25 protein-coding genes are annotated in these 26390 nt (G+C 73.1%); 17 read left to right on the top strand and 8 right to left on the bottom strand.

Annotated elements, in window-relative coordinates; all coding sequences use genetic code 11:
* Positions 1-2 precede the first annotated feature (2 nt).
* Entirely contained in the window at positions 3-1613 is a 1611-nt protein-coding gene (locus AB0J71_RS13170; protein ID WP_352322371.1) for a PucR family transcriptional regulator ligand-binding domain-containing protein, read from the bottom strand.
* Positions 1614-1743: 130 nt separating this feature from the next.
* Here AB0J71_RS13170 and AB0J71_RS13175 point away from each other — a divergent pair, with 130 nt between their 5' ends.
* The 8 genes from AB0J71_RS13175 (at position 1744) to AB0J71_RS13210 (ending at position 11748) form a co-directional block, all read left to right on the top strand.
* Entirely contained in the window at positions 1744-2592 is an 849-nt protein-coding gene (locus tag AB0J71_RS13175) for a DUF2877 domain-containing protein (RefSeq protein WP_352322369.1), read from the top strand.
* Positions 2593-2672: 80 nt separating this feature from the next.
* Positions 2673-3929 (top strand): FdrA family protein, encoded by a 1257-nt coding sequence (locus AB0J71_RS13180; protein ID WP_364414203.1) that lies wholly within the window; start codon positions 2673-2675, stop codon positions 3927-3929.
* Between the two features lie 52 nt (positions 3930-3981).
* The gene (locus tag AB0J71_RS13185; RefSeq protein WP_364414205.1) at positions 3982-5352 is read left to right on the top strand and encodes a DUF1116 domain-containing protein; all 1371 of its coding nucleotides are present in this window, start codon (positions 3982-3984) and stop codon (positions 5350-5352) included.
* A gap of 202 nt (positions 5353-5554) precedes the next feature.
* The gene (locus AB0J71_RS13190; RefSeq protein ID WP_364414207.1) at positions 5555-7687 is read left to right on the top strand and encodes a protein kinase; all 2133 of its coding nucleotides are present in this window, start codon (positions 5555-5557) and stop codon (positions 7685-7687) included.
* Between the two features lie 44 nt (positions 7688-7731).
* Positions 7732-8304, top strand: a complete 573-nt coding sequence (locus tag AB0J71_RS13195) for a TetR/AcrR family transcriptional regulator (RefSeq protein ID WP_364414209.1) — start codon at positions 7732-7734, stop codon at positions 8302-8304.
* 71 nt (positions 8305-8375) lie between these two features.
* Positions 8376-9566: a Cmx/CmrA family chloramphenicol efflux MFS transporter gene (locus tag AB0J71_RS13200; RefSeq protein ID WP_364414211.1), complete on the top strand. Its 1191-nt coding sequence runs from the start codon at positions 8376-8378 to the stop codon at positions 9564-9566.
* Positions 9567-9581: 15 nt separating this feature from the next.
* Positions 9582-10397 (top strand): MOSC N-terminal beta barrel domain-containing protein, encoded by an 816-nt coding sequence (locus AB0J71_RS13205; RefSeq protein WP_352322358.1) that lies wholly within the window; start codon positions 9582-9584, stop codon positions 10395-10397.
* 142 nt (positions 10398-10539) lie between these two features.
* Complete coding sequence (locus AB0J71_RS13210) at positions 10540-11748, top strand: MFS transporter (RefSeq protein WP_352322356.1); 1209 nt, start codon at positions 10540-10542, stop codon at positions 11746-11748.
* A 4-nt stretch (positions 11749-11752) separates the two neighbouring features.
* Here the strand turns inward: AB0J71_RS13210 and AB0J71_RS13215 are convergent, their stop codons facing one another.
* Together AB0J71_RS13215 and AB0J71_RS13220 are read right to left on the bottom strand one after the other, a co-directional pair.
* Entirely contained in the window at positions 11753-13312 is a 1560-nt protein-coding gene (locus tag AB0J71_RS13215) for a bifunctional 3'-5' exonuclease/DNA polymerase (protein WP_364414228.1), read from the bottom strand.
* Positions 13313-13342: 30 nt separating this feature from the next.
* Entirely contained in the window at positions 13343-14830 is a 1488-nt protein-coding gene (locus AB0J71_RS13220; RefSeq protein ID WP_352322352.1) for a metallophosphoesterase, read from the bottom strand.
* A gap of 129 nt (positions 14831-14959) precedes the next feature.
* Between AB0J71_RS13220 and AB0J71_RS13225 the strand changes: the two genes are divergently transcribed.
* The gene (locus AB0J71_RS13225) at positions 14960-15370 is read left to right on the top strand and encodes a hypothetical protein (protein WP_352322350.1); all 411 of its coding nucleotides are present in this window, start codon (positions 14960-14962) and stop codon (positions 15368-15370) included.
* Here the strand turns inward: AB0J71_RS13225 and AB0J71_RS13230 are convergent.
* A complete protein-coding gene (locus AB0J71_RS13230; protein WP_364414230.1) occupies positions 15349-16923 on the bottom strand; it encodes an FAD-binding oxidoreductase in 1575 nt (524 codons plus the stop codon). The two genes, AB0J71_RS13225 and AB0J71_RS13230, sit on opposite strands and share 22 nt — an antisense overlap.
* Before the next feature lie 31 nt (positions 16924-16954).
* Here AB0J71_RS13230 and AB0J71_RS13235 point away from each other — a divergent pair, with 31 nt between their 5' ends.
* The 6 genes from AB0J71_RS13235 to AB0J71_RS13260 all read left to right on the top strand — a co-directional run bounded on the left by AB0J71_RS13235 (position 16955) and on the right by AB0J71_RS13260 (position 22771).
* Positions 16955-17464, top strand: coding sequence for a helix-turn-helix domain-containing protein (locus tag AB0J71_RS13235; protein ID WP_352327179.1), 510 nt, complete (start codon positions 16955-16957; stop codon positions 17462-17464).
* Positions 17457-18944, top strand: coding sequence for a glycerol-3-phosphate dehydrogenase/oxidase (locus AB0J71_RS13240; protein ID WP_352327180.1), 1488 nt, complete (start codon positions 17457-17459; stop codon positions 18942-18944). Before AB0J71_RS13235 ends, AB0J71_RS13240 begins: the two co-directional genes overlap by 8 nt.
* Before the next feature lie 110 nt (positions 18945-19054).
* A complete protein-coding gene (locus tag AB0J71_RS13245; protein WP_352327181.1) occupies positions 19055-19924 on the top strand; it encodes a sucrase ferredoxin in 870 nt (289 codons plus the stop codon).
* A 100-nt stretch (positions 19925-20024) separates the two neighbouring features.
* Positions 20025-20336: a WhiB family transcriptional regulator gene (locus AB0J71_RS13250; protein ID WP_125634885.1), complete on the top strand. Its 312-nt coding sequence runs from the start codon at positions 20025-20027 to the stop codon at positions 20334-20336.
* Between the two features lie 331 nt (positions 20337-20667).
* Positions 20668-21888 (top strand): esterase-like activity of phytase family protein, encoded by a 1221-nt coding sequence (locus tag AB0J71_RS13255; RefSeq protein WP_364414213.1) that lies wholly within the window; start codon positions 20668-20670, stop codon positions 21886-21888.
* Positions 21889-21973: 85 nt separating this feature from the next.
* Positions 21974-22771 (top strand): alpha/beta hydrolase, encoded by a 798-nt coding sequence (locus AB0J71_RS13260; RefSeq protein WP_364414215.1) that lies wholly within the window; start codon positions 21974-21976, stop codon positions 22769-22771.
* A gap of 82 nt (positions 22772-22853) precedes the next feature.
* Here the strand turns inward: AB0J71_RS13260 and AB0J71_RS13265 are convergent, their stop codons facing one another.
* Positions 22854-23141 (bottom strand): hypothetical protein, encoded by a 288-nt coding sequence (locus tag AB0J71_RS13265; protein WP_364414217.1) that lies wholly within the window; start codon positions 23139-23141, stop codon positions 22854-22856.
* A 79-nt stretch (positions 23142-23220) separates the two neighbouring features.
* Between AB0J71_RS13265 and AB0J71_RS13270 the strand changes: the two genes are divergently transcribed.
* Positions 23221-23853 (top strand): maleylpyruvate isomerase N-terminal domain-containing protein, encoded by a 633-nt coding sequence (locus AB0J71_RS13270; RefSeq protein ID WP_352327184.1) that lies wholly within the window; start codon positions 23221-23223, stop codon positions 23851-23853.
* Positions 23854-23865: 12 nt separating this feature from the next.
* Here the strand turns inward: AB0J71_RS13270 and AB0J71_RS13275 are convergent, their stop codons facing one another.
* Both AB0J71_RS13275 and AB0J71_RS13280 read right to left on the bottom strand, forming a co-directional pair.
* On the bottom strand, positions 23866-24099 hold the full coding sequence (locus AB0J71_RS13275; RefSeq protein ID WP_352327185.1) for a DUF397 domain-containing protein: 234 nt from the start codon (positions 24097-24099) through the stop codon (positions 23866-23868).
* Between the two features lie 133 nt (positions 24100-24232).
* Positions 24233-25114: a helix-turn-helix transcriptional regulator gene (locus AB0J71_RS13280; RefSeq protein ID WP_352327186.1), complete on the bottom strand. Its 882-nt coding sequence runs from the start codon at positions 25112-25114 to the stop codon at positions 24233-24235.
* Positions 25115-25345: 231 nt separating this feature from the next.
* Here AB0J71_RS13280 and AB0J71_RS13285 point away from each other — a divergent pair, with 231 nt between their 5' ends.
* Positions 25346-25717: an ATP-binding protein gene (locus AB0J71_RS13285; RefSeq protein WP_364414219.1), complete on the top strand. Its 372-nt coding sequence runs from the start codon at positions 25346-25348 to the stop codon at positions 25715-25717.
* Positions 25718-25750: 33 nt separating this feature from the next.
* Here AB0J71_RS13285 and AB0J71_RS13290 read toward each other — a convergent pair whose 3' ends face one another.
* On the bottom strand, positions 25751-26377 hold the full coding sequence (locus AB0J71_RS13290; RefSeq protein WP_352327188.1) for a phosphoribosyltransferase family protein: 627 nt from the start codon (positions 26375-26377) through the stop codon (positions 25751-25753).
* Between the last annotated feature and the right edge of the window lie 13 nt (positions 26378-26390).

Below are 26390 nucleotides of genomic sequence, written 5' to 3' on the forward strand. Positions count from 1 at the left end.
GCCTAGATGCCGCGCATGCGCAGCACGTGCAGGGCCAGGGTGAGGTTGAGCCGCAGGTGGGGGTCGTCGGTGAAGTTGCCGAGCAGGCGTTCCAGCTTCCCGATCCGGTAGCGCAGCGTGTTGTAGTGGAAGTGCAGCCGGCGGGCGGTCTCGGCGACGTTGAGGTTGGTCTCCAGGAGCACCTGCAGCGTGCGCCGCAGGTCGGCGTTCTCGGCGTCCTCGTCCCAGGCCAGCGGGCCCAGCGTCTCACGGACGAACGCGTGCAGCTCGCCGGTGTCGTTCACCAGCGACAGCAGCCGGTAGACGCCGAGCTGGTCGAAGTGCGCGACCGCGCCCGGCCCGTGCAGCTGCCGGCCCACCCGGGCCGCCTTCATCGCCTGCGCGTACGCCTCCGGCAGCGTCCCGGCCCCCGGGCTCGGCCGCGAGGTGCCGGTCGAGAACGTCGCGGGCGGCACGTCGGCGAACGCCGAGGCGGCGTCCTTGGCCACCCTGGCGGCGTCGAGCGAGGCGTCCACGACGGCGACGACCTCGTGCGAGAACCCGGCCACCGCGCCGCGCGGGTCGTGCCGCCGCACGGCCGCCGTCCAGCAGGACACCAGCCGGTCCTGGGCGCTGCGCTCGTCGCCGTCGGGGTCGAGCTCGGCCACCAGCACGATCACCGGCCGGGCCAGGTCCCAGCCGAACGCCCTGGCCCTGGCGTCGACCCGCTCGGGCGTGCCGGCCCGGCCGGTGAGCACGTCGCGCAGGAAGTCGGCCCGGTACTTGCTCTCGACCGCGTTGACCGCCTCCTGCCGGGTCACGACCAGCGCGGCGACGGTGGCGGCGCGTTCGAGGATGCCGATGTCGCTGTCCCTGATCGCGCCGGTGGCGCTGTAGGCGACGATCCGGCCGTGGTGGTGGCCGCCGGCCAGCACGGGGGCCGAGGCGAACGTCCTGCCGCGGCCCGGCGCGTCGGCGGCCCGCGCGGGCGGCGGCCCCTCGCGGGAGATCGACTCGCGCAGGGCGGCGACGTGCTCGGCCGCCCCGGCGGTGGCCAGGACCTGGCCGGAGCCGTCCACGGCGGCCACGGCCACGTCGAGGAGCTGGGCCACCTCGGCGGCGACCTCGTTCAGCCCGCCGCCGGCCAGCACCACGTGGACCAGCGCCCGGTGCGCCTCCTCGGCGCGGGCCAGCACGGCGGCCTGGCGGTTGAGTATGTCGGTGAGCACCTGGTTGAGGATGTCGTCGAAGCCGACGTCGTTGGGCAGCAGGATGAGGGGGAAGCCGAGCCGGTCGGCCTGTTCGGTCATCTCGGCGGGCAGCTCGTCCACGTACCGGCCGAGTTTGATGGCCAGGGCGGCCAGGCCGCGCTCGTCCAGGTCGGCGACCAGGCGGCCGAGCGACTGCGGCGTGTTGCGCAGCGGGTAGCCGGTGGTCAGCAGCAGCTCGTGCGGCTTGACCCAGGCCAGGATGTCGGGCACCTCCATGACGTTGAGCCGCTGCACGATGCGCCCGAGCCCGCTCTCCCCCGCGATCAGCCTGGCCTCGGCCAGGGTCGAGACGCCGAGCACCTCTCCGACCGAGACGCCATGGATGATCGTTCCGGTGCTGGCCAGACGCACAGGGGGCTCCATGTGGTGATTGTGACTCCACAGACGGTCTGTCAGGAAGAGCCAACCTTCCCGCTGACTGTTGGCAAATTTCTCCGTACGGAGGGTTCTCCGGCCGTTCTACGGTCAGGACCAGGGTCCGATGGGAGGTTCGGTGACCGTCAGTACTCATGCACGGCGTGCCCGGGTCCGCGTGACGGGCGCGGCGAGCACCGCCGTGCGTCCCGTGCTGGAGGCGCCGCGCAGCCCGGCCCGGGTGCTCGCGGCGTTCTCCGCGGGGATATACCTGGAGGTCAGGACCGACTGCGAGCCTTCGGTGATCGCCCTGATAACCGGCGAGGCGGCCCGGCTGCCCAACTCGGTGTTGCTGGCCACGCCGCTGCCGAAGGTCACCGTGGGTGACGACGCCTCCGTCGGCGACCGCGGCATCGAGCTGGGCTCGCTGAGCCTCGGCGTGCGCCGCTGGTGGGACCCGGCTCCGGCGCTCGGCCCGGTCGATCCGCTGAGCCTGGCCGACGTCGTCCTGGACGGCCCCGGACGGCCCGGCCTGGCCGGGAACGACGCGGTCGAGCTGCTGGCGCGCAGTTGCGCGCAGGCCCGGCTGCTGGGCGCGGTGACGGCGGCGGAACGGCTCGTGGGCCTCGGTCCCGGGCTCACGCCGAGCGGCGACGACGTGCTGGCCGGGCTGCTGGTGACGCTGAGGCACCTCGGCACGGCGACCGGCACGCGGCGGGCGGTCTGGCTGGCCGACTGGCTGGCGGCGACCGTCACCTACGACGCGCGCACCCGTACGACGCCGATCTCGGCGACGTTGCTGCACTGCGCGGCCAGGGGCGAGGCCAGCCCGGAGGTGACCGGCGTGCTGCGCGGCATCGCGGGCAGGCAGGCGCTGGAACCGGCGCTGCGGCGCCTGCACCGGCTCGGCCACACCTCGGGCGCCGACCTCGCCCAGGGCATCTCGATCGGGCTGGCCTCGGTCCGGGCGTTGAGCGGCCGCCCGTGAGCGACGACCTGATCCAGCTGAGAATAGGGACGTACCACGATTCCGTCACCTTGATGCGAATAAGTCGTGCGCTGACCGAAATGCCGGGTGTGGAGGTGGCGATGGTGGCCATGGCCACCGAGCTCAACCTCGCCATCGTCCGCGACCTCGGCTTCGAGCCCCCGCCCGCGGGCCCCGGCGACCTGCTCATCGCCCTGCGCGGCGCCGACCCCGCGCGGGCCGTCGAGGAGCTGGACGCCCGTCTGACCGCGCGGGCCGCCACCATCGCGACCACGGTGTCCGGGGAGCAGCCGCCGCTCACCACCCGCTCGGCCGCCAGGACGCCGGCCGACCTGGTCCTGGTGTCCGTGCCCGGCGAGCACGCCTTCTGCGAGGCCTTCGACGCCGTCACGGCCGGGCTGCCGGTGATGATCTTCAGCGACGGCGTGCCCCTGGCCCAGGAGCGGTGGCTCAAGGAGCTGGCCGAGGAGCGCGGCGTCCTGGTCATGGGGCCCGACTGCGGCACCGCCTCGATCGCGGGCGTCGGGCTCGGCTTCGCCAACGTGCTGCGGCCCGGGCCGGTCGGCCTGGTCGCCGCCTCCGGCACCGGTGCCCAGCAGGTGTCCTGCCTGCTCGACTGGGCGGAGGCCGGGGTCAGCCACATCCTCGGCGTGGGGGGCAGGGACCTGTCGGCCGAGGTCGGCGGGCTGGCCACGAGGCGCGCCCTGCGGCTGCTCGACGACGATCCGGCCACCGAGCTGATCGTGCTGGTCGGCAAGCCGCCCGGCCCGGGCGTGGCGGAGGCCGTCCGGGAGGTGGCCGCCGGGTTGCGCACGCCGGTGGTGGAGGCGGTGCTGCCGGAGACCGACCTCACCGAGGCGGCCGGGCGGGCGCTGCGGGCGCTGGGCCGCGGCGTGCCCGGGTGGCCGTCGTGGCCGGGCGCGCTGCGCGGGGAGCCGCGGAGCGTCAGGGGCCTGTACGCGGGCGGCACGCTGTGCGCGGAGGCCGCCGTCCTGGCCGGGCCTGGCGAGTTCACCGACTTCGGGGACGACGCCTACACCAGGGGCAGGGCGCATCCGATGATCGATCCGACGCTGCGCCTGGAGGCCCTGTCGCGGGCCGGGGCGGACGAGGTGGTGCTCATGGACGTCGTGCTCGGCCACGCCGCCGACCCCGACCCGGCGGCCTCGCTGGCGCCGGCCGTCGCCCGTACGCCGGCCACCGTCGTGGTGGCGCTGGTCGGCAGCGCGGGCGATCCCCAGGACCTGCACCGGCAGGCCGCCGCGCTGCGCGAGGCCGGGGCGGCCGTGCACGTCTCCAACGCCGAGGCCGCCCGCCACGCCCGGAGCCTCCTGTGACCCCGCCCGCCGTGCCCTCCTTCGCCGTTCGCCGCCTTGCCGGGAGGGTGTCGTGAGCCTGTTGTCGGGGCCGCCGCAGGTGATCACCGTCGGCGCGGGGCTGCTCGACGAGGCGCTGGCGGCCCAGGCCGTGCCGACGACGCCGGTGGCCTGGCGGCCGCCGCTGCCCGGCACCGCCGACGCCCTGGCCAGGGTGCTGGCCGACCCGCGCAGGACGGCCGCCAACGAGCTGGCCGTGCGCAGGCTGACCGGCGCGCGGCCGTACCTGGTGGGCCTGCGGCGGGCCGCCGAGGTGCTGCCCGCGGGGACGTTCCTGCACGCCGGGCCGCCGATCGAGTGGGACCGCGCCTCGGGCCCGATGCGCGGCGCGCTGATCGGCGCGATGTTGCTGGAGGGCCTGGCGGGCGACGAGCGCGAGGCCGCGGCCGGGCTGGCGGCGGGCGCGGTCGCGCTGCGGCCCTGCCACGAGCACGCCATGGTCGGCCCGATGGCGGGCGTGGTGAGCCCGTCCATGTGGCTGCTGGAGGTACGCGACGAGGAGCACGGCGGCACCGCCTACTGCTCGCTCAACGAGGGCCTGGGCAAGGTGCTCAGGTACGGCGCGTACGGTCCGGAGGTGCTCGACCGGCTGCGCTGGATGGACGAGGTGCTCGGCCCGGTCCTCGCCGCGACGCTGGCCCGTACCGGCCCGATCGACCTGCGCTCGCTGATCGCGCAGGCCCTGCAGATGGGCGACGAGCTGCACAACCGCAACCGCGCGGCCACCTCGCTGCTGCTGCGCGAGCTGGCCCCGGCCCTCGTGGAGGCCGCGCCCGCGCAGGCGGCGCAGGTGTTGCGCTTCGTCAACGGCAACGACCACTTCTTCCTCAACGCGGGCATGGCCGCGGGCAAGGTGAGCACGGACGCCGCCCGCGACATCCCCGGCTCCTCGCTGGTCGTGGCCATGGCCAGGAACGGCACCGACTTCGGCGTGCAGGTCTCCGGGCTCGGCGGACGCTGGTTCACCGGCCCGGCCGGGGTGCCGGACGGCCTCTACCTCGGCGCGTACGGCCCCCAGGACGCCAACCCCGACATCGGCGACTCCACGATCACCGAGACCTCCGGGCTGGGCGGCTTCGCGATGGCCGCCGCGCCCGCGATCGTGCGTTTCGTCGGCGGCGAGGTGGCCGACGCGGTGCGGGCGACCCGCTCGATGTACGAGATCACGCTCGCCGAGCATCCCGCGTACCAGATTCCCGGGCTCGGATTCCGCGGCACGCCCGTCGGCATCGACGTGACGCTCGTCGCCAGGACGGGCATTCTGCCGGTCGTCAACACCGGCATCGCGGGGCGCGTGGCGGGCACCGGCCAGGTCGGCGCGGGCCTGGTGGAGCCGCCCGCACAGGCGTTCACCGGCGCCTTGATCGCACTCGCCGCTGAGTAAGTGATCAGTTTGAAAAGCCGTATATCTGCAGGTCAGAGCGGCTGTAAAGGCTCTTCGCCTTCCATTACCGATTTTCCGCCGATATCGTGGCGAACCTCATAATCTGCAAGTAGCGCATGGCGCACGGTGGCGCGTACGGCGATCCACCGCACGAAGTGGTCACGCTCTGATGTGACGGATGAGGCTGAATGGGGGCGGCAAGATGGCAGCCGACCGCTTGCTCGGCGGGCCCGGCCCGGACCAGGGTGCGCCGGGGGGTGACCCGCAGGGCCAGGGGCGTCTGGTCGGCAGGCGTTACCGGTTGATGTCGCCGGTCGGCCGGGGCGGCATGGGCATGGTGTGGCACGCCCACGACGTGCTGCTCGACCGGGACGTCGCGGTCAAGGAGCTGATCCTGCCGTACGGGCTGGATCAGGCGGGCAAGCAGATGGCCCACCGGCGCATGCTGCGCGAGGCCAGGTCGGCGGCCCGGCTGACGCATCCGGGCATCGTCACCGTCCACGACGTCGTCGAGGAGGACGGCCGGCCGTGGATCGTGATGGAGCTGGTGCGCGCCTGGTCGCTGGAGCAGGCCGTGCGGCAGAGCGGCCCGCTGCCGGTGATCCAGGCCGCCGAGATCGGCATCCGCGTGCTCGACGCGCTCCGGCACGCGCACGCGGCCGGCATCCTGCACCGCGACATCAAGCCGGGCAACGTGCTGCTGACCTCCGACCGCGTGGTGCTGACCGACTTCGGCATCGCCGCCATCGAGGGCGACGTGACGATCACGCAGACCGGGCTGCTCATGGGCTCCCCCGCGTACGTGCCGCCGGAGCGGCTGTCCGGGCAGCCGATCGGGCAGCCGGCCGACCTGTGGTCCTTCGGCGCGACCCTGTACGCGGCCGTGGAGGGGCGGCCGCCGTACGAAGGGCCGGACGCGATCGCGGTGCTGGGCGCGGTGCTCACCCAGGAGCCGATCAGGCCGCAGCGGGCCGGCTCGCTGCTGCCGGTGATCGAGGGCCTGCTGCGCAAGAACCCGGCCGAGCGGCTCACCGCCGAGCAGGTCGCCGACCTGCTGGAGGCGGTGCTGCGCGCCCACGGATCGACCCGTCCGCGCCCGCCCGAGACGCTGCCGGCCGAGTCGGGCCAGACCCCGCTCGGGATGTTGCCGCCGCTGGAGCACCCGTCCGGGCCGATGCCCTCGCGCATCGTGGAGACCCCTTCCGGGCCGGTGCGGGTGCCGTACGACCCGCTGGCCGGCCCGGCGGGCGGGTACGCGATGCCGCCCGACGACAGCCTGTCGAGCCCGTCGGGCAGCCATCGCACCGACCGGCTCCCCTCCCCGGCCGGCGGCTTCGACGCCTTCGGCGGCCCGTCCGGCCCGCACCGGATGGAACGGCCCGCCGCGGACCTCGACGACCTCGACGACCTTGGCGCGCCCGTCGCGCCCGCGCCGCAGCCGATCCTGCCGCTGACCACGGACAGCAGGGCGGCCGCCGTCCCGGCGCCGTGGCCGCTGGCCTCGGCCGACGAACTGCGCGAGCACTCGCGCGACCTGTCGCACGACTTCAGCCACAGCCGCCTGGCGACCCTGCCCGGCTCCGGCGCCGGGTCGCGCACCGGCCTGTCGGCCACCGGCTCCACCCGGACCGGCGCGGCGCGCACCGGCTCCACCCGGACCGGCCCCTCGCGCGGCGGTCCTTCGCGGGCGGGCACGAGCCGCCGCAGGGTCCAGGAGGGCGACGGCCCCTGGATGCGCGGCGGGCGGCCCACGCCGTTGCTGATCGCCGGCGCGGTCGCGGGCGTGGCCGTGGTGATCGGCGCGATCGTGGTCATCCTGTCCGGCGGCGCGCCGCAGGTCTCCCCCGGCACGCAGACGGCCGCCGCCACCAGCCAGGCGCCGCGGAAGACCGGGCCGTCGCCGGTGCCCGACGGCTACAAGGAGCACACGGCGCCCGGCTTCGCCGCGGCGGTCCCGGACGGCTGGAAGCCGGCCACCTCGGGGGACGCGGCCACCTTCACCGGCCCCAAGGACTCCGGCTCGCGGATCGTCGTCGAGCAGGCCGCCCCGCAGGCCGACGGGCTCGCCGAGCTGAGCCGGCGCGAGGCCGACGGCGGTGTGGAGGGCTACATCCAGGTGCAGCTCCAGGCCACCGACTACCGTGGCTGGAAGGCCGCCGACTGGGAGTACACCTACACCTCCAAGGACGGCGTCCCGATGCACGCCCTGACCCGGTACGTCACGCTCGACGACAAGACCGCCTTCACGATCTCGTTCGACATGCCCGAGCTGAAGTGGGACGACCAGGCCGAGGTCCGCAAGACGTTCCTGGACACGTTCCGCCAGACCACCTGACCCATATTGCACTGACCATTCCAAAACGTGCTAGCGTGCTTGTCATGGCACGACCACGGACGTTCGAGGAGGACCGCGCCGTCGAGGCCGCCATGCGCGCGTTCTGGGACGCGGGCTACGAAGGCACCTCGACCCAGGACCTGTGCGAGGCCACCGGCCTCGGCCGCAGCAGCATCTACAACACCTTCGCGAACAAGCGCGACCTCTACGAGCGGGCGCTGCGCCGCTACCAGGAGGAGCGCACGTCCGCGCTGATCGAGCTGATGGCCTCCGATCTGCCCGCCGTGGAGAAGATCAGGACCGTGCTCTGGCAGGCGGTCGACCCCGAGGCCGGCGACCCGGCCGGCTGCCTGGTGGTCAACGCCCTGGTGGAGCTGGCTCCGCACGATCCGGAGATCGCCGTCCTGCTGCGCCGCGACGGCCAGCGGCGGGTGGAGGCGCTGCGCGGCGCGATCGAGCGCGGCCAGGCACTCGGCGAGATCGACGCGAGCAAGGACGCCCTGGCGCTCGCGCACTTCGTCGTGGCCACGGTCAGCGGCCTGCGCGTCGCGGCCCGGGGCGGGGCCGGGCGGGCGGTGCTCGAATCCATCGCGACGACGGCGCTGACCACTTTCTGAGCTTTCCTGCGCCTCGGCTTTCTTTCGTGCCCGAATTTTGTACTGACCGTTCTAAAATTGGAGGAGTTCTCATGCCGTTGGCGGTGTTCATCCTGGGGCTGGCGATCTTCGCCCAGGGCACCTCGGAGCTCATGCTGGCCGGACTGCTGCCGGAGATGGCCGCCGACCTCGGCGTGTCCGTCCCCGACGCGGGGCTGCTGATCTCGGCGTTCGCGATCGGGATGCTGGTGGGAGCGCCGGTGCTGGCCGTCGTGACCATGCGCTGGCCGCGCCGGACGGCGCTGCTGACGTTCATGGCGGTCTTCGCGCTGACCCACGTGGCCGGGGCCCTGACCAGCAGCTACGGCCTGCTGTTCGCCACCCGCGTGGCGGGCGCGTTCGTCTACGCCGGCTTCTGGGCGGTCGCGGCGTCCACGGCGGTCGGCCTGGTGCCGCCGAACGCCAGGGGGAAGGCGATGAGCATCGTGGCGGGCGGCCTGACCGTGGCCACCGTCGTCGGGCTGTCCCTGGGCACGGTCATCGGCCAGCACCTCGGCTGGCGCGCCGCGTTCTGGGCCGTGGCCGCGCTGTCGGCGCTGGCGGCCCTGGGCGTGCTGGCCACGATCCCCGGCGGCCGTCCCGAGCGGGAGGCCGCGCCGGGCGTCGCCGCGCAGCTGCGCTCGATGCTGAGCCCGCGGCTGTGGCTCGCCTTCGCCACCACCGCCCTGGCGACCGGCGGGCTGCTGGTCTCCTTCAGCTACCTGAGCGCGATGCTCGTGGACACGACCGGCCTGCGGGCCGCCTGGGTGCCCGCCGTCCTGGCGCTGTACGGCGTCGGCGCGGTGATCGGCATCACGATCGGCGGGCGCACCGCCGACACGCGCCCCTTCCCGACCCTGTACGCGGGCATCGCCGGGCTGGTCGTGACCTCGGTCCTGCTGGCCCTGGCCGCGCCGGTCGCGGTGCTGGCCGTGCCACTGGTCCTGCTGCTCGGCGGGTTCGGCTTCGCCACCAACCCGACGCTCAACACCCGCGTCTTCACCCTGGCCAAGGACGCCCCCACGCTGGCCGCCGCGATGAACGTCTGCGCCTTCAACGTCGGCATCACCGTCGGCCCGTGGCTGGGCGGGCTGGCCATCGGGGCGGGCGCCGGATACCCGTCCGTCGGCTGGATCGGCGCGGTGCTCGGCGCGGCGGCCCTGGGCGTGGTGGCCCTGTCGGCCCGTCCGGGCCGGGAGCCGGTCGCCGCGGCCCACCGGGCCGAAGCCGTCCCGAGGCCGTGAGGTACGGTCCTGGCCATGGAACTGGCGAGCATCCACTTCTATCCCGTCAAGTCCACCGCCGGACACGACGTCCATGAGGCCGAGGTGCAGCCGTGGGGGCTGGCCGGCGACCGGCGTTACCTGGTGACCGACGGCCAGGGCGGCATGCTGACCGCCCGCGAGCACCCCAGGCTGCTGGCCTGCGTGGCGCAGCTCGACGGCGACACCCTCACCCTGACCGGCCCGCACGCGCCCCCGCTGCGGGTCACCCCCACGTCCGCCATGACCACCGTGGACGTCTGGCGCACGCCCGTCGAGCTCACCGACTGCGGCGACGACGCGGCGCGCTGGTTGTCGGAGCTGATCGGCCGCCCGGCGCGGCTGGCCTGGCTCGACGACCCGGCCCGCCGTCCCGTCAACCCCGAGTACGGCCTGCCCGGCGACCGGGTGAGCCTGGCCGACGGCTACCCCCTGCTGCTGACCACGACCGCCTCCCTCGGCCGGCTCAACGACTGGATCGCCGAGACGGCGGCCGAACGCGGCGAGGAGGTCCCCGCCCCGCTGCCCATGCACCGCTTCCGGCCCAGCGTGGTGATCGACGGGGCGGAGCGGCCGTTCGCCGAGGACGAGTGGCGGCGGCTGCGCATCGGCGCGGTCGCCTTCCGGGTGACCAAGGGCTGCGACCGCTGCGTGCTGACCACGATCGACACCGCGACGTACACCAAGGGCAAGGAGCCCATCAGGACGTTGTCCCGCCACCGCAAGTGGGACGGCAAGGTCTGGTTCGGCATCAACCTGATCCCGGACGCCCCCGGCAGGATCACCGTGGGGGATTCCGTCACCATCCTCTGAAAAAGGCACCTTTCCCAAGAGAAATGGATGCCTGTCCTCTTTGGGGGGATGTCGGGGGCTATGCGAGACTTCACAGGTGACCAGCGCCCCCACGAAACCCCCCGTCTCCCGGCCTGACCTCGTCAGGGTCCAGCGTCGAACCTTGGCCGTCCTGTCCGCCGCGCAGATCGTGGGCGGCGTGGGGGTGGCCGTCGGGCTGGCGCTCAGCTCGGTGGTCGTGGACGAGCTGTCCGGCTCGACCGTGATCAGCGGGTTCGCCGGAACCGCGACCGTGCTCGGGGCGGCGCTGCTCGCGCTGCCGACCGCGCGGCTGTCGACCCTGGGGGGCCGCCGGGCCGGCCTGTCCCTGACCTACCTGGCGGCGCTGGCCGGCTGCGCGATCTCGGTGGCCGCGATCAGCCTGGGCAACTGGCCGCTGCTGCTGGCCGGGCTCGTGCTGGTCGGCGGCGGCAGCGCGGGCAGCCTGGCGGCCCGCTACTCGGCCACCGACCTGTCGCCGCAGGGTCACTCGGCCCGGCACCTGTCGCTGGTGGTGTGGGCCTCGACCGTCGGCTCGGTCGCCGGGCCCAACCTGGCCGAGCCCGCCGACCGGATGGGCATCGAGGCGGGGCTGGCGGCCAAGGCGGGGCCGTTCGCGTTCGCGGCGCTGGCGTTCGCCGTGGCGCTGGTGATCATCATCGGCGGCCTGCGTCCGGACCCGCTCAAGCTGGCCCGCGAGCTGGACGGCGCCCCCGAGCCCGCCCCCGGCCGCCACCGCACGATCAGGACGGGCCTGCGCACGCTGCGCGAGACCCCCATGGCCCGCCGCGCGCTCGTCATGATCGCGGTGGCCCACACCGCGATGGTCTCGATCATGTCGATGACCCCCGTCAAGCTCCACCACGACGGCTCGAACCTGAACGTCATCGGCCTGGTGATCAGCCTGCACATCGCCGGCATGTACATGTTCTCGCCGGTCGTGGGATGGCTGGCCGACCGGGCGGGCAAGGTGCCGGTGCTGCTGCTCGGCTCGGCGCTGCTGCTGGCCGCGGCCGTTCTGGCGGGCACGGCGGGGCACCGGGTGTGGCAGGTGACGACGGCCCTGGTCGTGCTCGGGCTCGGCTGGTCGTGCGGACTGGTCGCCGGGTCTGCGCTGGTGACCGAGTCGCTGCCGATCGACCGCAGGCCCGCCGTGCAGGGCCTGTCCGACCTGCTGATGAACGTCTGCGGCGCCACCGGGACGATCATCGCGGGCGCCATCGTGGGCATCCTGTCCTACGGCGTGCTCGGCCTGGTCGTCGGCGTCATGGTCACCGTGGCCGGGCTCTGGCTGGCCGCGGCCCGGTACCGCGACCGCGCCGCGGCGGCCTGAACGGTCACTTGGCGTCGGCGTAGCACCCCACGGCGACCGTCTCCATCGGGAAGCGCACCGGGGTCGAGCCGAACAGCAGCCTGCTGGCCGCCGCCGCCGCCGCCGTCACCGCCGCGGTGACCTCCTCGGCCTGCTCCAGCGGGCAGTGCACCATGACCTCGTCGTGCTGGAAGAACACCAGCCTGGCGGGCTCGGGCAGCAGCCCGCGCAGCACTGCCAGCAACGCCAGGGCCCATTCGGCCGCCGTGCCCTGCACCACGAAGTTCCTGGTGAACCTGCCCCGGTCGCGGGCCGCCCGGCCGCCCTCCGGGCCGGACACCAGCTCCTTCCACCGCCCGGACGGCGGCGGGCTGGTCCGCCCGAGCCACGACCGCACCAGCCGCCCCTCCTCCCCGGCCTTGGCCGCGTCCTCCACGAACTGGTACGCCTTGGGAAAGCGCTGGCGCATGACGGCCAGCAGCTTGGAGGCGTCGCCGCTGGTGCCGCCGTACATGGCGGACAGCATGGCGATCTTGGCGTTCCCGCGCTCGCCGCCGAACGACTGGGCCAGCGCCGAGTACAGGTCGATCTCCCCCGCCGCCCTGGCCAGCCCGCCGTCGCCGGCCATCGCGGCCAGCACCCTCGGCTCCAGCTGGGCCGCGTCGGCGACGACCAGCGTCCATCCCGCGTCGGCCACCACGACCCGGCGCATCACCTTGGGGATCTGCAGCGCGCCGCCGCCGCTGGTCGCCCACCGGCCGGACACCACGCCGCCGACGACGTACTCGGGGCGGAAGCGCCCGCCGCGCACCCACTGGTCGGCCCACGCCCAGCCGTGGAAGCTGTGGAGCCGGGCCAGCTCCTTGTAGGCCAGCAGCGGCGTGACGGCGGGATGGTCGATCTTCTTCAGCTCCCACGACCGGGTCGTCCGCAGCGCCACCCCGGCCCCCTTGAACGCCTTGACCAGCTGCTGCACCGAGTCGGGGTTGACCGGCCGCCCGAAGGCCGCCGCCACCTCGTCGGCCAGCGCCTGCAGCTTGGCCGGGCGCATGCCGTGCACGGGCCGCGGGCCGAGCAGGTCCGTGAGCAGCGCGTCGTGCACGTCCAGGCGCCAGGGCATGCCCTCGTGCGACATCTCGGCCGCGACCAGGGCGCCCGCGGACTCGGCGGCGACCAGCAGCCGGAAGCGGCCGGGCTCGGGCAGTTCCTCGATCCGGCGGAGCTGGTCGGCCAGCACCTCGGCCACCGCCTCGGCGGACAGCGGCTCCGGCGCGAACAGCGTGCCGGGCACGCTCGGCTGGTCGTCGGGCACCGGCAGGCCGTGCAGCCGGGCGTGGGCGGCCCGCGCCGAGCGCGGCTCGCCGTAGCGGCCCTCGTGGGCGAGCAGCAGCCCCTCGGTGAGCGCGAGGTCGTGGCAGCGCGCGACCCGCACGCCGCGTTCCAGCAGCGGCGGGTACGTCTCCCGCGTGTCGGCCCAGACCCACCGCGGCCCGCTCCCGGACTCCAGCTCCCGCACCGCGGACGCCGGGTCGGCCGCGCGCCGGGCCGTTCCTCCGACGGGAAGCACCGTCTCCCCCGCTACCACGACATACACGCACATAAGGGTGCCAAACAGCTACGACAAATCGATGTGCACCTCGTCCTCCAGCGGCGGCCGGAGCTCCTGCTCCAGGCAGCCGGTGGCGGCGAAACAGCGCAGGGTCAGCCGGTCGGGCGTGACCGACACGTGCAGGAACTGCTTGAAGAACGGCGGCTGGTCCCAGTCGGACAGCTCCGACAGGAAGCGGTGGAACACCTTGTCCACCGGCAGCCTGAACGGCCACGGCCAGGCCCCGAGCAGCCGCGCCGCCCAGCGCATCCGCCGGGTGACCGTGACCGGCCCCCCGACCGGCCGGGCCGGGCGGTTGCCGATCTGGCTGGACATGATGCACACGGCCTCGTCGGGGGTGAGGCAGAGCCACTTCATCCGCAGGCGGCGGGCGTAGAGCTGGCTGTAGAAGGACAGCGAGTCGCCGCGCAGCGGGTAGCACTTGAAGTCGTCCTCGGCCACGCCGGCGACGTCCACCCTGCCGATGATGTGGGTGGCGTGCATGAAGGCGCCGCCGCCGCCGGTCACGATGTACTGGATCACCCGGTCGCCCACCTTGACCGGATAGCGCTGGTAGTTGTGCACGTCTCCGCCGATGGCCGCGACGTACCGGTGGGCCGGGTCGCGCACGATGTCATCGATCGTGCCGCCTTCCTCCAGCGGTGACGGCTTGTGCACGTTGCCGGTGTAGATGGGCTTCCCGGTCACCAGGATCTTCGGCCGCGGGTCGAGCGAGACGCGGCGCAACCAGGCCGTCTGGGCCCTGTCGATCACGTTCTTGATGCCGGTGTCCACGCCCACGATCAGCAGGCTGTCGCTCTCGATCGCCCAGTACGGCGCCGGCTGCGCGGCCTGCTGGGCCGGCCGGCCGCGCAGCTTGCGCGCCTCGGCCAGCCTGCCCTCGTCGATCGTCTCCGGCTTGCGCCACAGCAGGCCGCGCAGCCCGCGGTCCGGCGTCGGCTTGAGCGGCGGGGCGTCGCAGAAGACCCGCATGAAGCCGCCGAGCCCGTCGTACCAGTCGTGGTTGCCGGGGATCGCGTAGATCGGTGCGTCGTAGTCCTTGTACGGGCGGAAGAACTTGTCCCCGTACTCGTTGCCCGACCCCGTCGGGTAGATGACGTCGCTGGCGATGACGGCGAACGAGGTGTCCTGCCCGAGCCTGAGCATCCCGGGGACGACGGCGTACTGGGAGGCGTCGCCCTCGCCGGTGTCGCCCAGAATCAGGAAATTGAAATTTCCCCCGACGCCGGGCTTGATACGAAATTCCGGATCTATCCCGCGGGCTTCCTGTGCCGCGATCCACCGTTTCCGCACCTCCCCCGAAGGGTCGCCGAACAAGCTCGCCAGGATCTCGTTCCTGGACAACCAGAGCGTGCGTAAATTCAGCCAGGTGAATCCGCCCTTGTCCGGTCTGAGCTGGGCGAACGTCCCCGGTTCCGCGCAGGACCAGCCGGCCCCGGCCTTCGACACCCGTGACGAATGCTGCTTCCCGCGCTCGGCCGCGACTTCCACCATGACCACATCTTTACCGGCATCCACCATTCGCGCACACTCCACGCTCCGTACTCCCGGGAACACAGATGGTGCGGCATGGTGTAACCTCACGTCCCCAAGCAAGCCCTTGGGACGCGGAGGTGGGCTGCCATGAACCGGAACGGCCCGGACGACGCGACCCGGACGGGCAGCCCCGACGCGGCCTCCGTGCAGGCGTTACTCGCCTACGCGCTCACCCTCCCCCGGCGGGGCGGCCGGGGCGTCGACCGGGCGCTGGAGGCCGTCGCCCAGAGCCGGGCGCTGGCCGCCCGCTCCCCCGCCGAGCACACCGGCCTGCTGGCCCACTGCCTGCGCACCACGGCCCGGCTGCTGCTCGACCGCTCCCGCGCCACCGAGGCGCTGCCCATGGCGCAGGAGGCGGTGGCGCTCAGCCGCGGGCTGGACGGCGGCCACCTCGCGGTCTCCCTCTACCGGCTGGCCGAGGCGTACGAGGCCCTCCACCGCTACAGCGACGCCGCCGAGACGCTGGCCGAGGCCGATCAGATCCCCGGCGGCGACTGAGGGACCAGCACCCCCGGGTTGAGGATCCCGGCCGGGTCCAGCCGCTCCTTGACGGCCTGGAGCACGCCCACGCCCAGCGGGCCCAGCTCCGCGCCGTAGGCGTCCCGGTGGTCGCGGCCCACCCCGTGGTGGTGCGAGATCGTCCCGCCGGCCTCGACGATCGCCGCGTTCACCGCCTCCTTGGCCCGCTGCCACTGCTCGACCGGGTCGTCCTGCTGCGGGGTCACGACGGTGAAGTACAGCGAGGCGCCGGTCTCGTACACGTGCGAGACGTGGCACATGACCAGTGGCGAGCCGAGCGCGCCGAGCAGGGCCAGCCGGACGGCGTCGTACAGGCGCGGCAGGTTCGACCAGAAGCCGGCCGTCTCCAGGGTCTCCACGGTGGCGCCCGCGCCGAGCAGCGAGTCGCGCAGGTACGGCGCGGAGAAGCGGCCGTGCTCCCACGCCTGGCCAGGCTCGGGCCCCAGCGGCTCGCCGCCGTGCCGGGCCAGGACCGCGGCGGCCGCGGCGTGCCGGTGGCCGATCCAGTCGCCCTCGACGCCGAGGATCACCAGGCAGCCGGAGCCGCCGCCGCCGATCGCGTCCGGCCGGGCCAGGCCGATCATGGTCTCGGTCTCGTCGGAGAGCCGCAACACGGTCGGGAGCGGGCCTTCCTGGGCGAGTGCCCGCACGGCGGCCGTCCCCGCTCGGAACGACTCGAACCGCCAGCCCTCGTAGCGGCGCTCGGCCGGCCGCCTGCGCACCCGCAGCCGCAACGACGTGATGACGCCGAACGCCCCCTCCGAGCCCAGGACGAGCTGGCGCAGGTCGGGCCCGGCCGCGGACTTGGGCGCGCGGCCCAGCTCCAGCGTCCCGGACGGCGTCGCCAGAGTGAGGCCGACGACCATGTCGTCGAAGCGCCCGTACCCGGCCGAGGCCTGGCCGCTGGAGCGGGCCGCGGCGAAGCCGCCGAGCGTGGCGTACTCGAAGGACTGGGGGAAGTGCCCCAGCGTGAGGCCGTGCTCGGCGAGCAGCCGCTCGGCCTCGGGGGCGCGCACGCCCGGCTCGAAGTCGGCCACCATCGACTCGGCGTCGACCGAGCGCAGCCGGTCGAGCCTGCCCAGGTCGAGCGCGATCACGCCGATGAAGCCGGCTCGCGCGGCCACGAGCCCGCCGACGACCGAGGTGCCGCCGCCGAACGGCACGACCGCGATCCGCTCGGCCGCGCACAGCCGCAGCAGCTCGGCCACCTCCTCGTGCGAGCCGGGCAGCACGACCGCGTCGGGGGCGTCGGAGCCGTCTCCCGCGCGCATCCGCAGCAGGTCGGGCGTGGACTTGCCGCGCGTGTGCCGCAGCCTGGCCTCGTGGGAGGTCAGCACGTGCGCGGGCCCGGTGACGGCCGCGAGCGCGGCCAGCGCCGGCTCGGGCAGCGCGACCGGCGGCAGCCGGACCTCGTCGATGGCCGCGGCCGGAGTGTCGGGCGCGCGCACGCCGAGCAGGTCGTGCAGCAGCTTGCGGATCTGTTCGGGCAGCTCGCGGGCCTTGGCGGGGTCGCCCCAGCCACACCACGACATGGGTTCACCGGTCACGCATACACTGTGACACATGACGTCGAACCGTCACAATGAGGCTGTGCTGGACGCGGCCCGCGCGTGCGTCCTGGCCTACGGCGTGCGCAGGACCACGCTCACGGACGTGGCCAGGCGGGCGGGCGTGTCGCGCATGACGATCTACCGCCGCTGGCCGGACGTGCGCTCGCTGGTCGCCGACCTGATGACGCGGGAGTGGGTCGCGGTCGTGTCGGGGCTCGACCTGTGCGATCCGGTGCCCGCGATCGTGGCGGGCGTACGGGGGCTGCGCGGGCACCCGCTGTGGCGCAAGATCGTCGAGGCGGACCCGGAGCTGCTGCTGCCGTACCTGCTGGACCGGCGGGGGGCGAGCCACGAAGCGGTGCTGGCCCTGCTGGAGCCGGCCGTCGGCGGGCCGGCCAGGGCGCGGGCCGTGCTGCTGGTGGCCCAGTCGTTCCTGCTGTCGGCCCCCACGATGCTCGACCCCGTGACGCTCGACGACCTGGACGCCGAACTCGCCGCCCTGCTGGAGGCCTACCTTGGATAGCTCGCTGAACGCCCGCAGAAGGTCGTACGAACTGGGCGTGGTCGCCGCGGAGCGGCTGGACGTGCTGGTGGTGGGGCTCGGCGCGACGGGAGCCGGCGCGGCCCTCGACGCCGCCTCCCGCGGGTTGAGCGTAGCGGCGGTCGACGCGCACGACCTGGCCTTCGGCACGTCGAGGTGGAGCTCCAAGATGGTCCACGGCGGGCTGCGCTACCTCGCCAAGGGCCAGGTGGACGTGGCCTACGAGAGCGCGGTCGAGCGCGGCATCCTGCTCAGGACGACGGCTCCGCACCTGGTCAAGGCCCATCCGTACCTGCTGCCGCTGACGCCGGCGGTCTCCCCGCGGCAGGCCGCCCTGGTGATGACCGGATACCGGCTCGGCGACGGGCTGCGGACCGCCGCGCGCACGCCGCGCCGCCTGCTGCCCGGCCCCACGCGGCTCGGCGCGGCGCGCGCCCACACGCTCGCGCCGGTGCTGGCGCGCGACGGCCTGCGCGGCGGCCTGCTGTCGTGGGACGGCCGGCTGCTCGACGACGCCCGCCTGGTCGTGGCGCTGGCCAGGAGCGCCGCCGGGCACGGCGCCCGCGTCCTGACCCGCTGCCGCGCCCTGCGGCTCACGGACGAGGGCGCCGAGATGCGCGACGAGCTGACCGGCGAGCGGTTCACCATCCGGGCCAGAGCCGTGGTCAACGCGACGGGCGTGTGGGCCGGGCAGCTCGACCCGGCGGTGCGGCTGCGGCCGTCCCGGGGCAGCCACCTGGTGCTGGACGCCGGGACGCTGCCGGGGCTGATCGCCGGCATGCACGTGCCCATTCCCGGAGAGAGCAACCGGTTCGCGCTCGTACTCCCCCAGGGCGACGGCCGCGTCTACGTCGGGCTGACCGACGAGCCGGTGGACGGGCCGGTGCCCGACGTCCCCGAGGTGCCCGCGGAGGACGTCACGGCGCTCCTGGAGGTGCTGAACGGCATCCTGGAGACTCCGGTGACCCCTGAGGCGGTCGCGGGCGCGTACGCGGGCCTGAGGCCGCTCCTGGCCGCGGACGGCCGCACGGCGGACCTCTCCCGCCGACACGCGGTCGTGTCGGACGGCGGCGTGGTCACGGTCGTCGGGGGCAAACTCACGACATACCGGCGAATGGCCGAGGACGCCATCGACCGGGCGGTCTCCCTCAAAGACCTCGACGCCGGACCCAGCCGGACGAAGCAGATCCCCCTGGCCGGCGCCGGCCCGCAGCCGGACGGGGTGCCGCCCCGGCTGGCCGAGCGGTACGGCAGCGAGGCTGCGGCGGCGTACGAGCTGGTCAAGGCCCACCCCGAAGAGGTCGGGCTCGGCCTGACCAAGGGCGACCTGCTCTGGTCGGTCCGGCACGAGGGCGCGCTCGACGAGGCCGACCTGCTGGACCGCAGGACCAGGATCGGCCTGGTCGCCGCCGACCGCGACCGGGCGCTGCCCGCGACACGCGACGTGCTCGGGATCGGGTGACCCCGGCCCCAAACCCGCCAGTGCGTTAGGTTATCCTTACCTAATTCGTCGGGAAGGGGGAGGCGTTGGCGAGGGGATGCGAGCATCCGGCGGGCTGCCACACGGGAGCCATGCCCACCCTGGCCAGCGCCACCGTGGGCGCCAGGCTCTGGCTGCTCGTCGAGTACGCCGGCCCGTGGCCGTCCCACCTGGAAAACTTGCAACTTCCTGAAGAAATCTCCGAACTCGTGCGCAGAGCGCTCGAACGCGGTATCAGGCCTCAGCTCATCAGGCGTCCCGGCAAGCGAACCCGCCAGCGGGAGCAGGGCATCCGTGTGCTATTGGCCTACGCCACGGGCGACCACCCCTGGTTGGCCAGTGGCGTCGTCGCAGGTCCGGACGATCTTGACCTGGACGCCTTCATGGCCGGAGTGCTCCCGGAGTCCTGCATACTTGAAGACGAGCCGGTATTTCTGGTCTGCACGCACGCCAAGCGCAATGCGTGCTGCGCCCGCATTGGACTACCCCTCGCTCGGTCCCTGGCCGAATCTTTGCCGGACAGAGTGTGGGAAACGTCACACGTTGGCGGCGATCGCTACGCCGCCAACCTCGTGTGCTTGCCACACGGAATTTTCTACGGCAGCATGTCTCAGGCTGCTGCACTGGCAGCGGCTAACGCGTACCGGTCGGGCGAGGTCATTCTCGACCGTCTCCGGGGGCGCGCAGGCATCCCTGAGCCATTGCAAGCCGTCGAGCATTTTGCCCGAGCCCATACGGGAGAGTGCTCCGTCGGCGCAGTGGCCGTGGAATCCTCCAGGTCGGACGGCGACGTCACCGAAGCAGTCGTGCGCTGCGGAGACGTCCGGTTCCAGGTTGTGGTTGAGCCATCGGCGTTCACAGCGCCGTGTGGTACGGCTTGCGCCGAGACGATCACCACCTACCGGCTGGTTTCGCTGGACAGGCTCACGCCTGTGCGGTACGCCACGCCCGCCCTCGCCTGACTAGGGAACATCACGGCCCGTCCTTGCGTTGGAACAGTGACGCCAAAAGCGTCCAATGCGGCTCAATTACCGAAATACCTCTCACGAAGGTGGTTTTCTCATGTCTCAGGTACGTCGGCAGCTCGCCCGCCCGCGCCCCAGCTGGGGTTGGCAGGATGATGCCGCGTGCCGGGGTGAGGATCTCGTGCTCTTCTTCGGCCCCGACGGGGAGCGGCAGCCCGAGCGTGACGTACGTGAGCGGAAGGCCAAGGCGATCTGCGCCGGGTGCCCTGTCCGCAACGAGTGCCTAGACTACGCGCTGTCCCGGCCGGAGAAGTACGGCACGTGGGGCGGTCTCAACGAGGACGAGCGCGCCAGCGAGCGTCGCCGTCGCATGCGCCGCGCCGCCAGCGCCGGCATCTCCGCCGCCTGACACACCTCGGCAGCATCAACGATCATCGCGTGATCACTCAGTTGTCCCGATGAACCGGAGCCTGGCCTTCCATGCCCAGGCTCTGGCGAACCCGGTCGGGGCAACTGCCTGATCAGGCCCGAGATCGTCATCCCGCACAAAGCATCGCCCGGCCACCCCCGCCCGACCCAGGGCAGGGGTGGCCGTCGCGTTTCCGGCCGTGCGCGCTTTCGTCCGGGGATGTACGCAGGTCACCGGGCTCGGGCGGACTGGCACCGATTCCTCCAGGAACATCGCTGGAGGTCGTCTGGTGTTCGGAATGCCGTCATGTGCCGGCTCTAGCGTGCCCGCCATGAGACGCATCACCACCCTGACGTGCGCGGCGGCCATCGCGCTCGCCCTCGCCGCCCCGGCGACCGCTGCCATGGCCGATCCCGCCCGGCCCGCGGACCGCGCGCCCGCCGCGTTCGGCCGCGCCACGCTGACCGGCTTCGCCGCGCTGCCCGCCCGGACCTACGTGCCCGGCAGCGAGCCGTCGGGCTCCCTCCTCGGCACCGCGCCGGTCAACGGCGTCACCCCGCCCTTCCCCGGCCAGCCCGTGCAGGGCTTCAGCGGCATCGCCCGCCGCCACGACGGCACCTTCGACGTGCTGTCCGACAACGGCTTCGGCAACAAGGCCAACAGCGCCGACTTCCTCCTGCGGGTGCATCGCGTCAAGCCGGACTTCGCCGCCAGGACGGTCGAGGTGCTCGGCGGCTTCAACCTGACCGACCCGCGGGGGCTCGTCCCGTTCGCCCTGACCCGCCAGGACCGTACGCTGACCGGCTCCGACTTCGACGTCGAGTCGATCGTGCGCGCGACGGACGGCACGTACTGGATCGGCGACGAGTTCGGCCCGTTCCTGCTGCACTTCGACCGCAGGGGCCGGCTGCTCGACGCCCCGATCGAGCTGCCCGGCGTCAAGGCCCCCGAGAACCCCTGGCTGAACGGCGCCCAGCCCAATCTGGCCAGCAGCAAGGGCTTCGAGGGCATGGCCAGGTCGGTGGACGGCCGCCGGCTCTACCCGCTGCTCGAAGGCACGGTGAGCGGCGACCCCGCGGGCACTCTGCGGATGAACGAGTTCGACCTGCGCAGTCGCGCGTACACCGGGCACACGTGGACGTACCGGCTGGAGGACCCCGCGCACTCCATCGGCGACGCCGTCGCCGTGGACGCGAACCGCTTCCTGATCATCGAGCGGGACAACCTCCAGGGCGACGCGGCCAAGGTCAAGCGTGTCTACCTGGCCGACACGCGCGACCGCGACCACGACGGCGCGCTGGACAAGACGCAGGTGGCCGACCTGCTCGACCTGGCCGACCCGCGCGGCCTCGGCGGCACGCCCGGCACGTTCCGGTTCCCGTTCCAGACCATCGAGGACGTCGTCGTCCTCGACGACCGCACCCTGGGCCTCCTGGACGACAACAACTTCCCCTTCTCCAGCGGCCGCACGCCCGGACGTCCCGACGACAACGAGTTCATCACCGTCCGGCTCTCGCGTGGCCTCCAGGCCGATCCGCGAATTTTCCGGTAGAAGCATGTTCTCCGGGAGAAGCATGTAGAGAAGCGTGGGACGGCTCCGACCTCCTGCTGACAAGAGCCCGCAGAAGGAGTTCGACATGCAGTCCACGGTTCAGACCGTCACCTCGGCCGACGGCACCCGCATCGCGTTCGAGAGCAGCGGCGAGGGCCACCCGGTGATCCTGGTGGGCGGTGCCTTCAACGACCGCACCACCGTCGCCGCCCTCGCCGCCGCCCTCGCCCCCGGCTTCCGCGCGATCGCCCACGACCGGCGCGGCCGGGGCGGCAGCGGCGACGCGCCCGCCTACGCCGTCGAGCGGGAGATCGAGGACCTCGCCGCGCTGATCGAGCACGCGGGCGGCTCGGCGAGCGTCTTCGGCCACTCCTCCGGCGCCGTCCTCGCGCTGGAGGCCGCCGCGCACGGGCTGCCGATCACCCGTCTGGCCGTCTACGAGCCGCCGTACGTCGTGGACGGCGCGCGCACCGCGCCCGGCGGCGACTTCGCCGAGCGGCTGCGCGGCCTCGTCGAGGGCGATCGCCGCGACGAGGCCGTGGCGCTGTTCCTGACCGAGGGCGCCGACGTGCCCGCCGAGGTGGTGGCGGGCATGCGGTCGGAGCCCGTGTGGGGCTGGTTCACCAGCCTGGCGCACACGCTCGCCTACGACGCCGCCGTGTGCGGCCCGGGGCAGTCGCTGCCGGTCGAGCGGCTGTCCCGCGTCACCGTGCCCACCCTGGCGATCGGCGGCGACCAGTCGCCGAAGTGGATGCTGGACGCCGTGCGGGCCGTCGCCGACGCCGTGGCGGGCGCCCGGCACGTGGTGCTGCCCGGCGAGGACCACGGCGTGCTCGGCCGGCCGGAGGCGCTGCTCTCGACGCTGACGGACTTCCTGTCCTGAGCAGATCCGTCCAGAAAAGAACCGATCCTGAGCGGGCCCGTCCAGAAAGGACCCGGCCTGAGCGGACCCGTCCTGAGCGGGATCATCCGCTTTCGGGGGGTTTGCCGAGGGCGTGCCGCAGCTCCGCCGCCGCCTCCGGGGTCAGCAGGGGGTGGGAGTAGAGGTCGAGCAGCGGCCCGGCCCTCGGCCAGCGCCTGCGCCACGTACAGCCGGTAGGGCGCGAGCGCGTCGAGCGCCGCGGCCACGGGGTTGCGCCCGGCGGGCACGGCGCCGGCGCGGGTCGTGGCCCCTCGAAGCCGTGCTCGCCGAAGCGCAGCAGCGCCGCGTCCCTGATGCGGGGGCGCGCGGTGAGGTCTTCGGGCTCAGTCATGCGGGCTCCCGTACGGACGTGCGGATCGTGACGACCCTACACGCGGGCGCACGAACCGGACGGCGGTAAGGTGCCCCTCATGCCGGATTCAGCGCTCGTGACCGCGGACGACCTCGACCAGGCCGTCGCCCTCGCCGTCGACACGCTGCGGGACGCGCCGCCGCAGGCGTGGGAGGCGAAGGCGGGCTCACTGGAGTGGACCTGCTGGGAGACCGTCGAGCACCTCGCCGACGACCTGTTCGCCTACGCCGCCCAGCTCGGCCTCAACGTGCCGCCGCTGGACACGTACGTGCCCTTCGTGCTGGAGCGGCGCAGGCCCGGCGGCCCGAACAACACCATCCACGCCGACCGCGCGGCCGGGCCCACCGGGCTGCTGCAGGTGCTCCAGGCCTCCGGCGCGCTGCTGTCGGCCATGGTCCGCACCGCGCCGCCGCAGGCGCGCGGTCATCACATCTTCGGCATGGCGGACGCCTCGGCGACCGCCGCGATGGGCCTGGTGGAAACGCTCGTGCATATGCACGACGTGTCCGAGGGGCTCGGCCTGGCCTGGGAGCCGCCCGCGGACCTGTGCTCGCGGGTGCTGGCCCGCCTGTTCCCCGACGTCCCCGTGGACACCGCCCCGTGGGCCACGCTCCTGTGGGCGACCGGCCGCGGTGAGCTGCCCGGACGGCCGCGCCAGACCCGGTGGCGCTGGTACAACGAACCCCGCTGATCGGACGGGGAGTCAGACGATCAGGTCGTCGAATTCGCCGTCCTTGGCCCCCAGGACGAACGCGCTGATCTCGGCCTGCGTGTAGACCAGCGCGGGGCCGTCGGGGAACCGGGAGTTACGCATGGCGATCTCACCCGTGGGCAGGCCCGCGACCTCGACGCAGTTGCCGTTGGGATTGCTTCGCCTGCTCTTGCGCCACACGACGGGGAGGTGACCGGCGGGGGTTCCGTTCCGGAACTCGTGCATGGGGGAAGCTCCTAGCAATCTTACGGATGCACGTGCATCCGCGTTTGCGCCGACCCTACGACAGCACGACAGACTCCATATACCGGATGACCAAAAATCCGACTATGGAGTGGATCACAGGAGTTTCAGCAGCTCATCCGGAAATGAGCTGTTCCAGAAAGCGCCGTGTCTGCTTCGGCTCCAGGGCCTGGATGCTCAGCCGGTCCATGACCTCCATGTAGTGGTCGGAGTCGGCCGGCTTGTCCAGATAGAGGGCGCTGGTGAGCTGCTCCATGTAGACCACGTCGGGCAGGTCGCGCTCGGGGAAGCGCAGGATGCTGAACGAGCCGCCGGCCGCCGCGTGCCCGCCGCTCTCGAACGGCATCACCTGCACGGTGACGTTGCGCTCCTCCGTGGCGTCGAGCAGGTGGCGGATCTGCTCGCGCATGACCTCGGCCCCGCCGAGCCCACGCCGCAGGACGGCCTCGTCGATCACGGCCCACAGCTTGAGCCCGCTCTCCAGCCGTTGCTGTCTGGTGGTGCGCAGGGTGACGCGGCGGTCGAGCTCGGCGTCGAGCGCCTTCTCGTTGCCGAGCCGGATCACGGCCTTGGCGTACGCGGGCGTCTGCAGCAGGCCGGGGACGAACTGGTTCTCGAACGTGCGGATGGCCGAGGCGGCCCCCTCCAGCCCGATGTAGACCTCGAACCAGCCGGGCAGCAGGTCGCCGTACTTGTGCCACCAGCCCGGCGCGTTGGCCTGCCGGGCCAGGGCGAGCAGCGGCTCGCGGTCCTCCGGAGCGGTGACACCGTAGAGGGTGAGCAGGTCGGCGACGTCTCGCTGCTTGAAGCTGACCTGACCGAGCTCAAGTCGGCTGATTTTCGCATGAGAGGCGCGAATCGAGTACCCGGCATCCTCCCGGGAGATACCCTTCTCGGTACGGAGCCTGCGCAGTTGCGTACCCAGCAGGATCCGCAGCACCGTCGGGCTTCCCGGCGTGTAGCTGAGAAGCTTTCCCTCCGCGCTCTGTGCGCTCACTCGACCGCTCCTAGATCATCTGCACGTGCAGATGGTATTCGCATCGGTAAAACACGAAAAGTCTTGCATCACTACCCACACCCCGTAAAGATGGGCACTGGATCACCAGACCGCGCTTCGGGGGCCAGGATGACGACTTTCGACGCTCGGCCGCAAGCCGTCATCGGTTCCCGGCCACCAGGGTGGCTCGCCACCATTCTGGTGGATGGGCGCGCCGGAGAGTGCGACGCGGTGTTCCCCTTCCACGAGCACACCGCGTTCGAGCCGGCCTGCGTCGCGATGGCCCGGCGTTTCGTGGACCAGACGCTCACCTCGTGGGCCGCCGCCGACCTGGCCTACGACGTGCAACTGGTGGTCTCCGAGCTGGTCACGAACGCGATGCGGCACGGCGGCGGAGCCGTGCAGCTCCGGCTGCTCCTCCGCCGGCCCGAGCTGGCCTGCGTGGTGACCGACCACAGCGAGTCCGTCCCGGTGGCGGCGCCGGCCGACGTGTTCGCCGAGTTCGGGCGCGGGCTGCGGCTGGTCGACGCGCTCTGCAGCGCGTGGGGCTGGTTCGCCCCCGGCGGCTCCCGGAAGCTGGTCTGGGCGGTCCTGTCCGCGTAGACAGCGGTACGAGCGGCGCCGTCCGGGTGCAGGTCACCTCTGCTCCAGGAGGTCCAGCACGTCCTCGTCGGTGAGCTGGTCGAAGTGTTCGTACCACTGGCCGACCGCCCTGAAGTCGACCGGCGTCAGCAGCACCACCACCTCGTCGGCCTCCGCGCGCATCCTCTCGACGGTCTCCTCAGCGCCGACCGGCACGGCCAGCGTCACCCTGGCGGGACCGGCCGCGGCCACCGCGCGCAGGGCCGCCCGCGCCGTCCCGCCCGTGGCCAGGCCGTCGTCCACGACGATCACCTCGCGTCCGGCCAGCGGCGACAGCGGCCGGTCACCCCGGTAGACCCGCACCCGCCTGGCCAGCTCGTGCCGCTCCCGCTCGACCACGTCGGCCAGGTCCTCGGGCGTCAGCCCGAGCCGGTCGAGCATCGTCAGGTCGAACACCGGCTCGCCGCCCTCGGCGATCGCCCCCACGCCCAGCTCGGGAGCGGGCGGGTAGCCGATCTTCCGGGTGACGAGCACGTCGAGGTCGCCGCCGAGCCGGCGGACGACCGGCACGGCGACGGCGACCCCGCCACGCGGCAACGCCAGCACGACGGGGTCGCGCACCTCCGGCAGCCGCTCGGCCAGCAACGCCCCGGCCTCGGCCCGATCCGCGAACACCTGCATGACCTGTGCATAC

This window comes from Nonomuraea sp. NPDC049637, assembly GCF_040675235.1.
GTDB lineage: Bacteria > Actinomycetota > Actinomycetes > Streptosporangiales > Streptosporangiaceae > Nonomuraea.

Coding starts and splice junctions, on each gene's coding strand:
- AB0J71_RS13170 (WP_352322371.1), bottom strand. CDS start 1,613: ATGGAGCCCCCTGTGCGTCTGGCCAGCACCGGAACGATCATCCATGGC.
- AB0J71_RS13180 (WP_364414203.1), top strand. CDS start 2,673: ATGCCGGGTGTGGAGGTGGCGATGGTGGCCATGGCCACCGAGCTCAAC.
- AB0J71_RS13190 (WP_364414207.1), top strand. CDS start 5,555: ATGGCAGCCGACCGCTTGCTCGGCGGGCCCGGCCCGGACCAGGGTGCG.
- AB0J71_RS13195 (WP_364414209.1), top strand. CDS start 7,732: ATGGCACGACCACGGACGTTCGAGGAGGACCGCGCCGTCGAGGCCGCC.
- AB0J71_RS13200 (WP_364414211.1), top strand. CDS start 8,376: ATGCCGTTGGCGGTGTTCATCCTGGGGCTGGCGATCTTCGCCCAGGGC.
- AB0J71_RS13205 (WP_352322358.1), top strand. CDS start 9,582: ATGGAACTGGCGAGCATCCACTTCTATCCCGTCAAGTCCACCGCCGGA.
- AB0J71_RS13220 (WP_352322352.1), bottom strand. CDS start 14,830: ATGGTGGAAGTCGCGGCCGAGCGCGGGAAGCAGCATTCGTCACGGGTG.
- AB0J71_RS13225 (WP_352322350.1), top strand. CDS start 14,960: ATGAACCGGAACGGCCCGGACGACGCGACCCGGACGGGCAGCCCCGAC.
- AB0J71_RS13230 (WP_364414230.1), bottom strand. CDS start 16,923: ATGTCGTGGTGTGGCTGGGGCGACCCCGCCAAGGCCCGCGAGCTGCCC.
- AB0J71_RS13235 (WP_352327179.1), top strand. CDS start 16,955: ATGACGTCGAACCGTCACAATGAGGCTGTGCTGGACGCGGCCCGCGCG.
- AB0J71_RS13245 (WP_352327181.1), top strand. CDS start 19,055: ATGCCCACCCTGGCCAGCGCCACCGTGGGCGCCAGGCTCTGGCTGCTC.
- AB0J71_RS13250 (WP_125634885.1), top strand. CDS start 20,025: ATGTCTCAGGTACGTCGGCAGCTCGCCCGCCCGCGCCCCAGCTGGGGT.
- AB0J71_RS13255 (WP_364414213.1), top strand. CDS start 20,668: ATGAGACGCATCACCACCCTGACGTGCGCGGCGGCCATCGCGCTCGCC.
- AB0J71_RS13260 (WP_364414215.1), top strand. CDS start 21,974: ATGCAGTCCACGGTTCAGACCGTCACCTCGGCCGACGGCACCCGCATC.
- AB0J71_RS13265 (WP_364414217.1), bottom strand. CDS start 23,141: ATGACTGAGCCCGAAGACCTCACCGCGCGCCCCCGCATCAGGGACGCG.
- AB0J71_RS13270 (WP_352327184.1), top strand. CDS start 23,221: ATGCCGGATTCAGCGCTCGTGACCGCGGACGACCTCGACCAGGCCGTC.
- AB0J71_RS13275 (WP_352327185.1), bottom strand. CDS start 24,099: ATGCACGAGTTCCGGAACGGAACCCCCGCCGGTCACCTCCCCGTCGTG.
- AB0J71_RS13290 (WP_352327188.1), bottom strand. CDS start 26,377: ATGCAGGTGTTCGCGGATCGGGCCGAGGCCGGGGCGTTGCTGGCCGAG.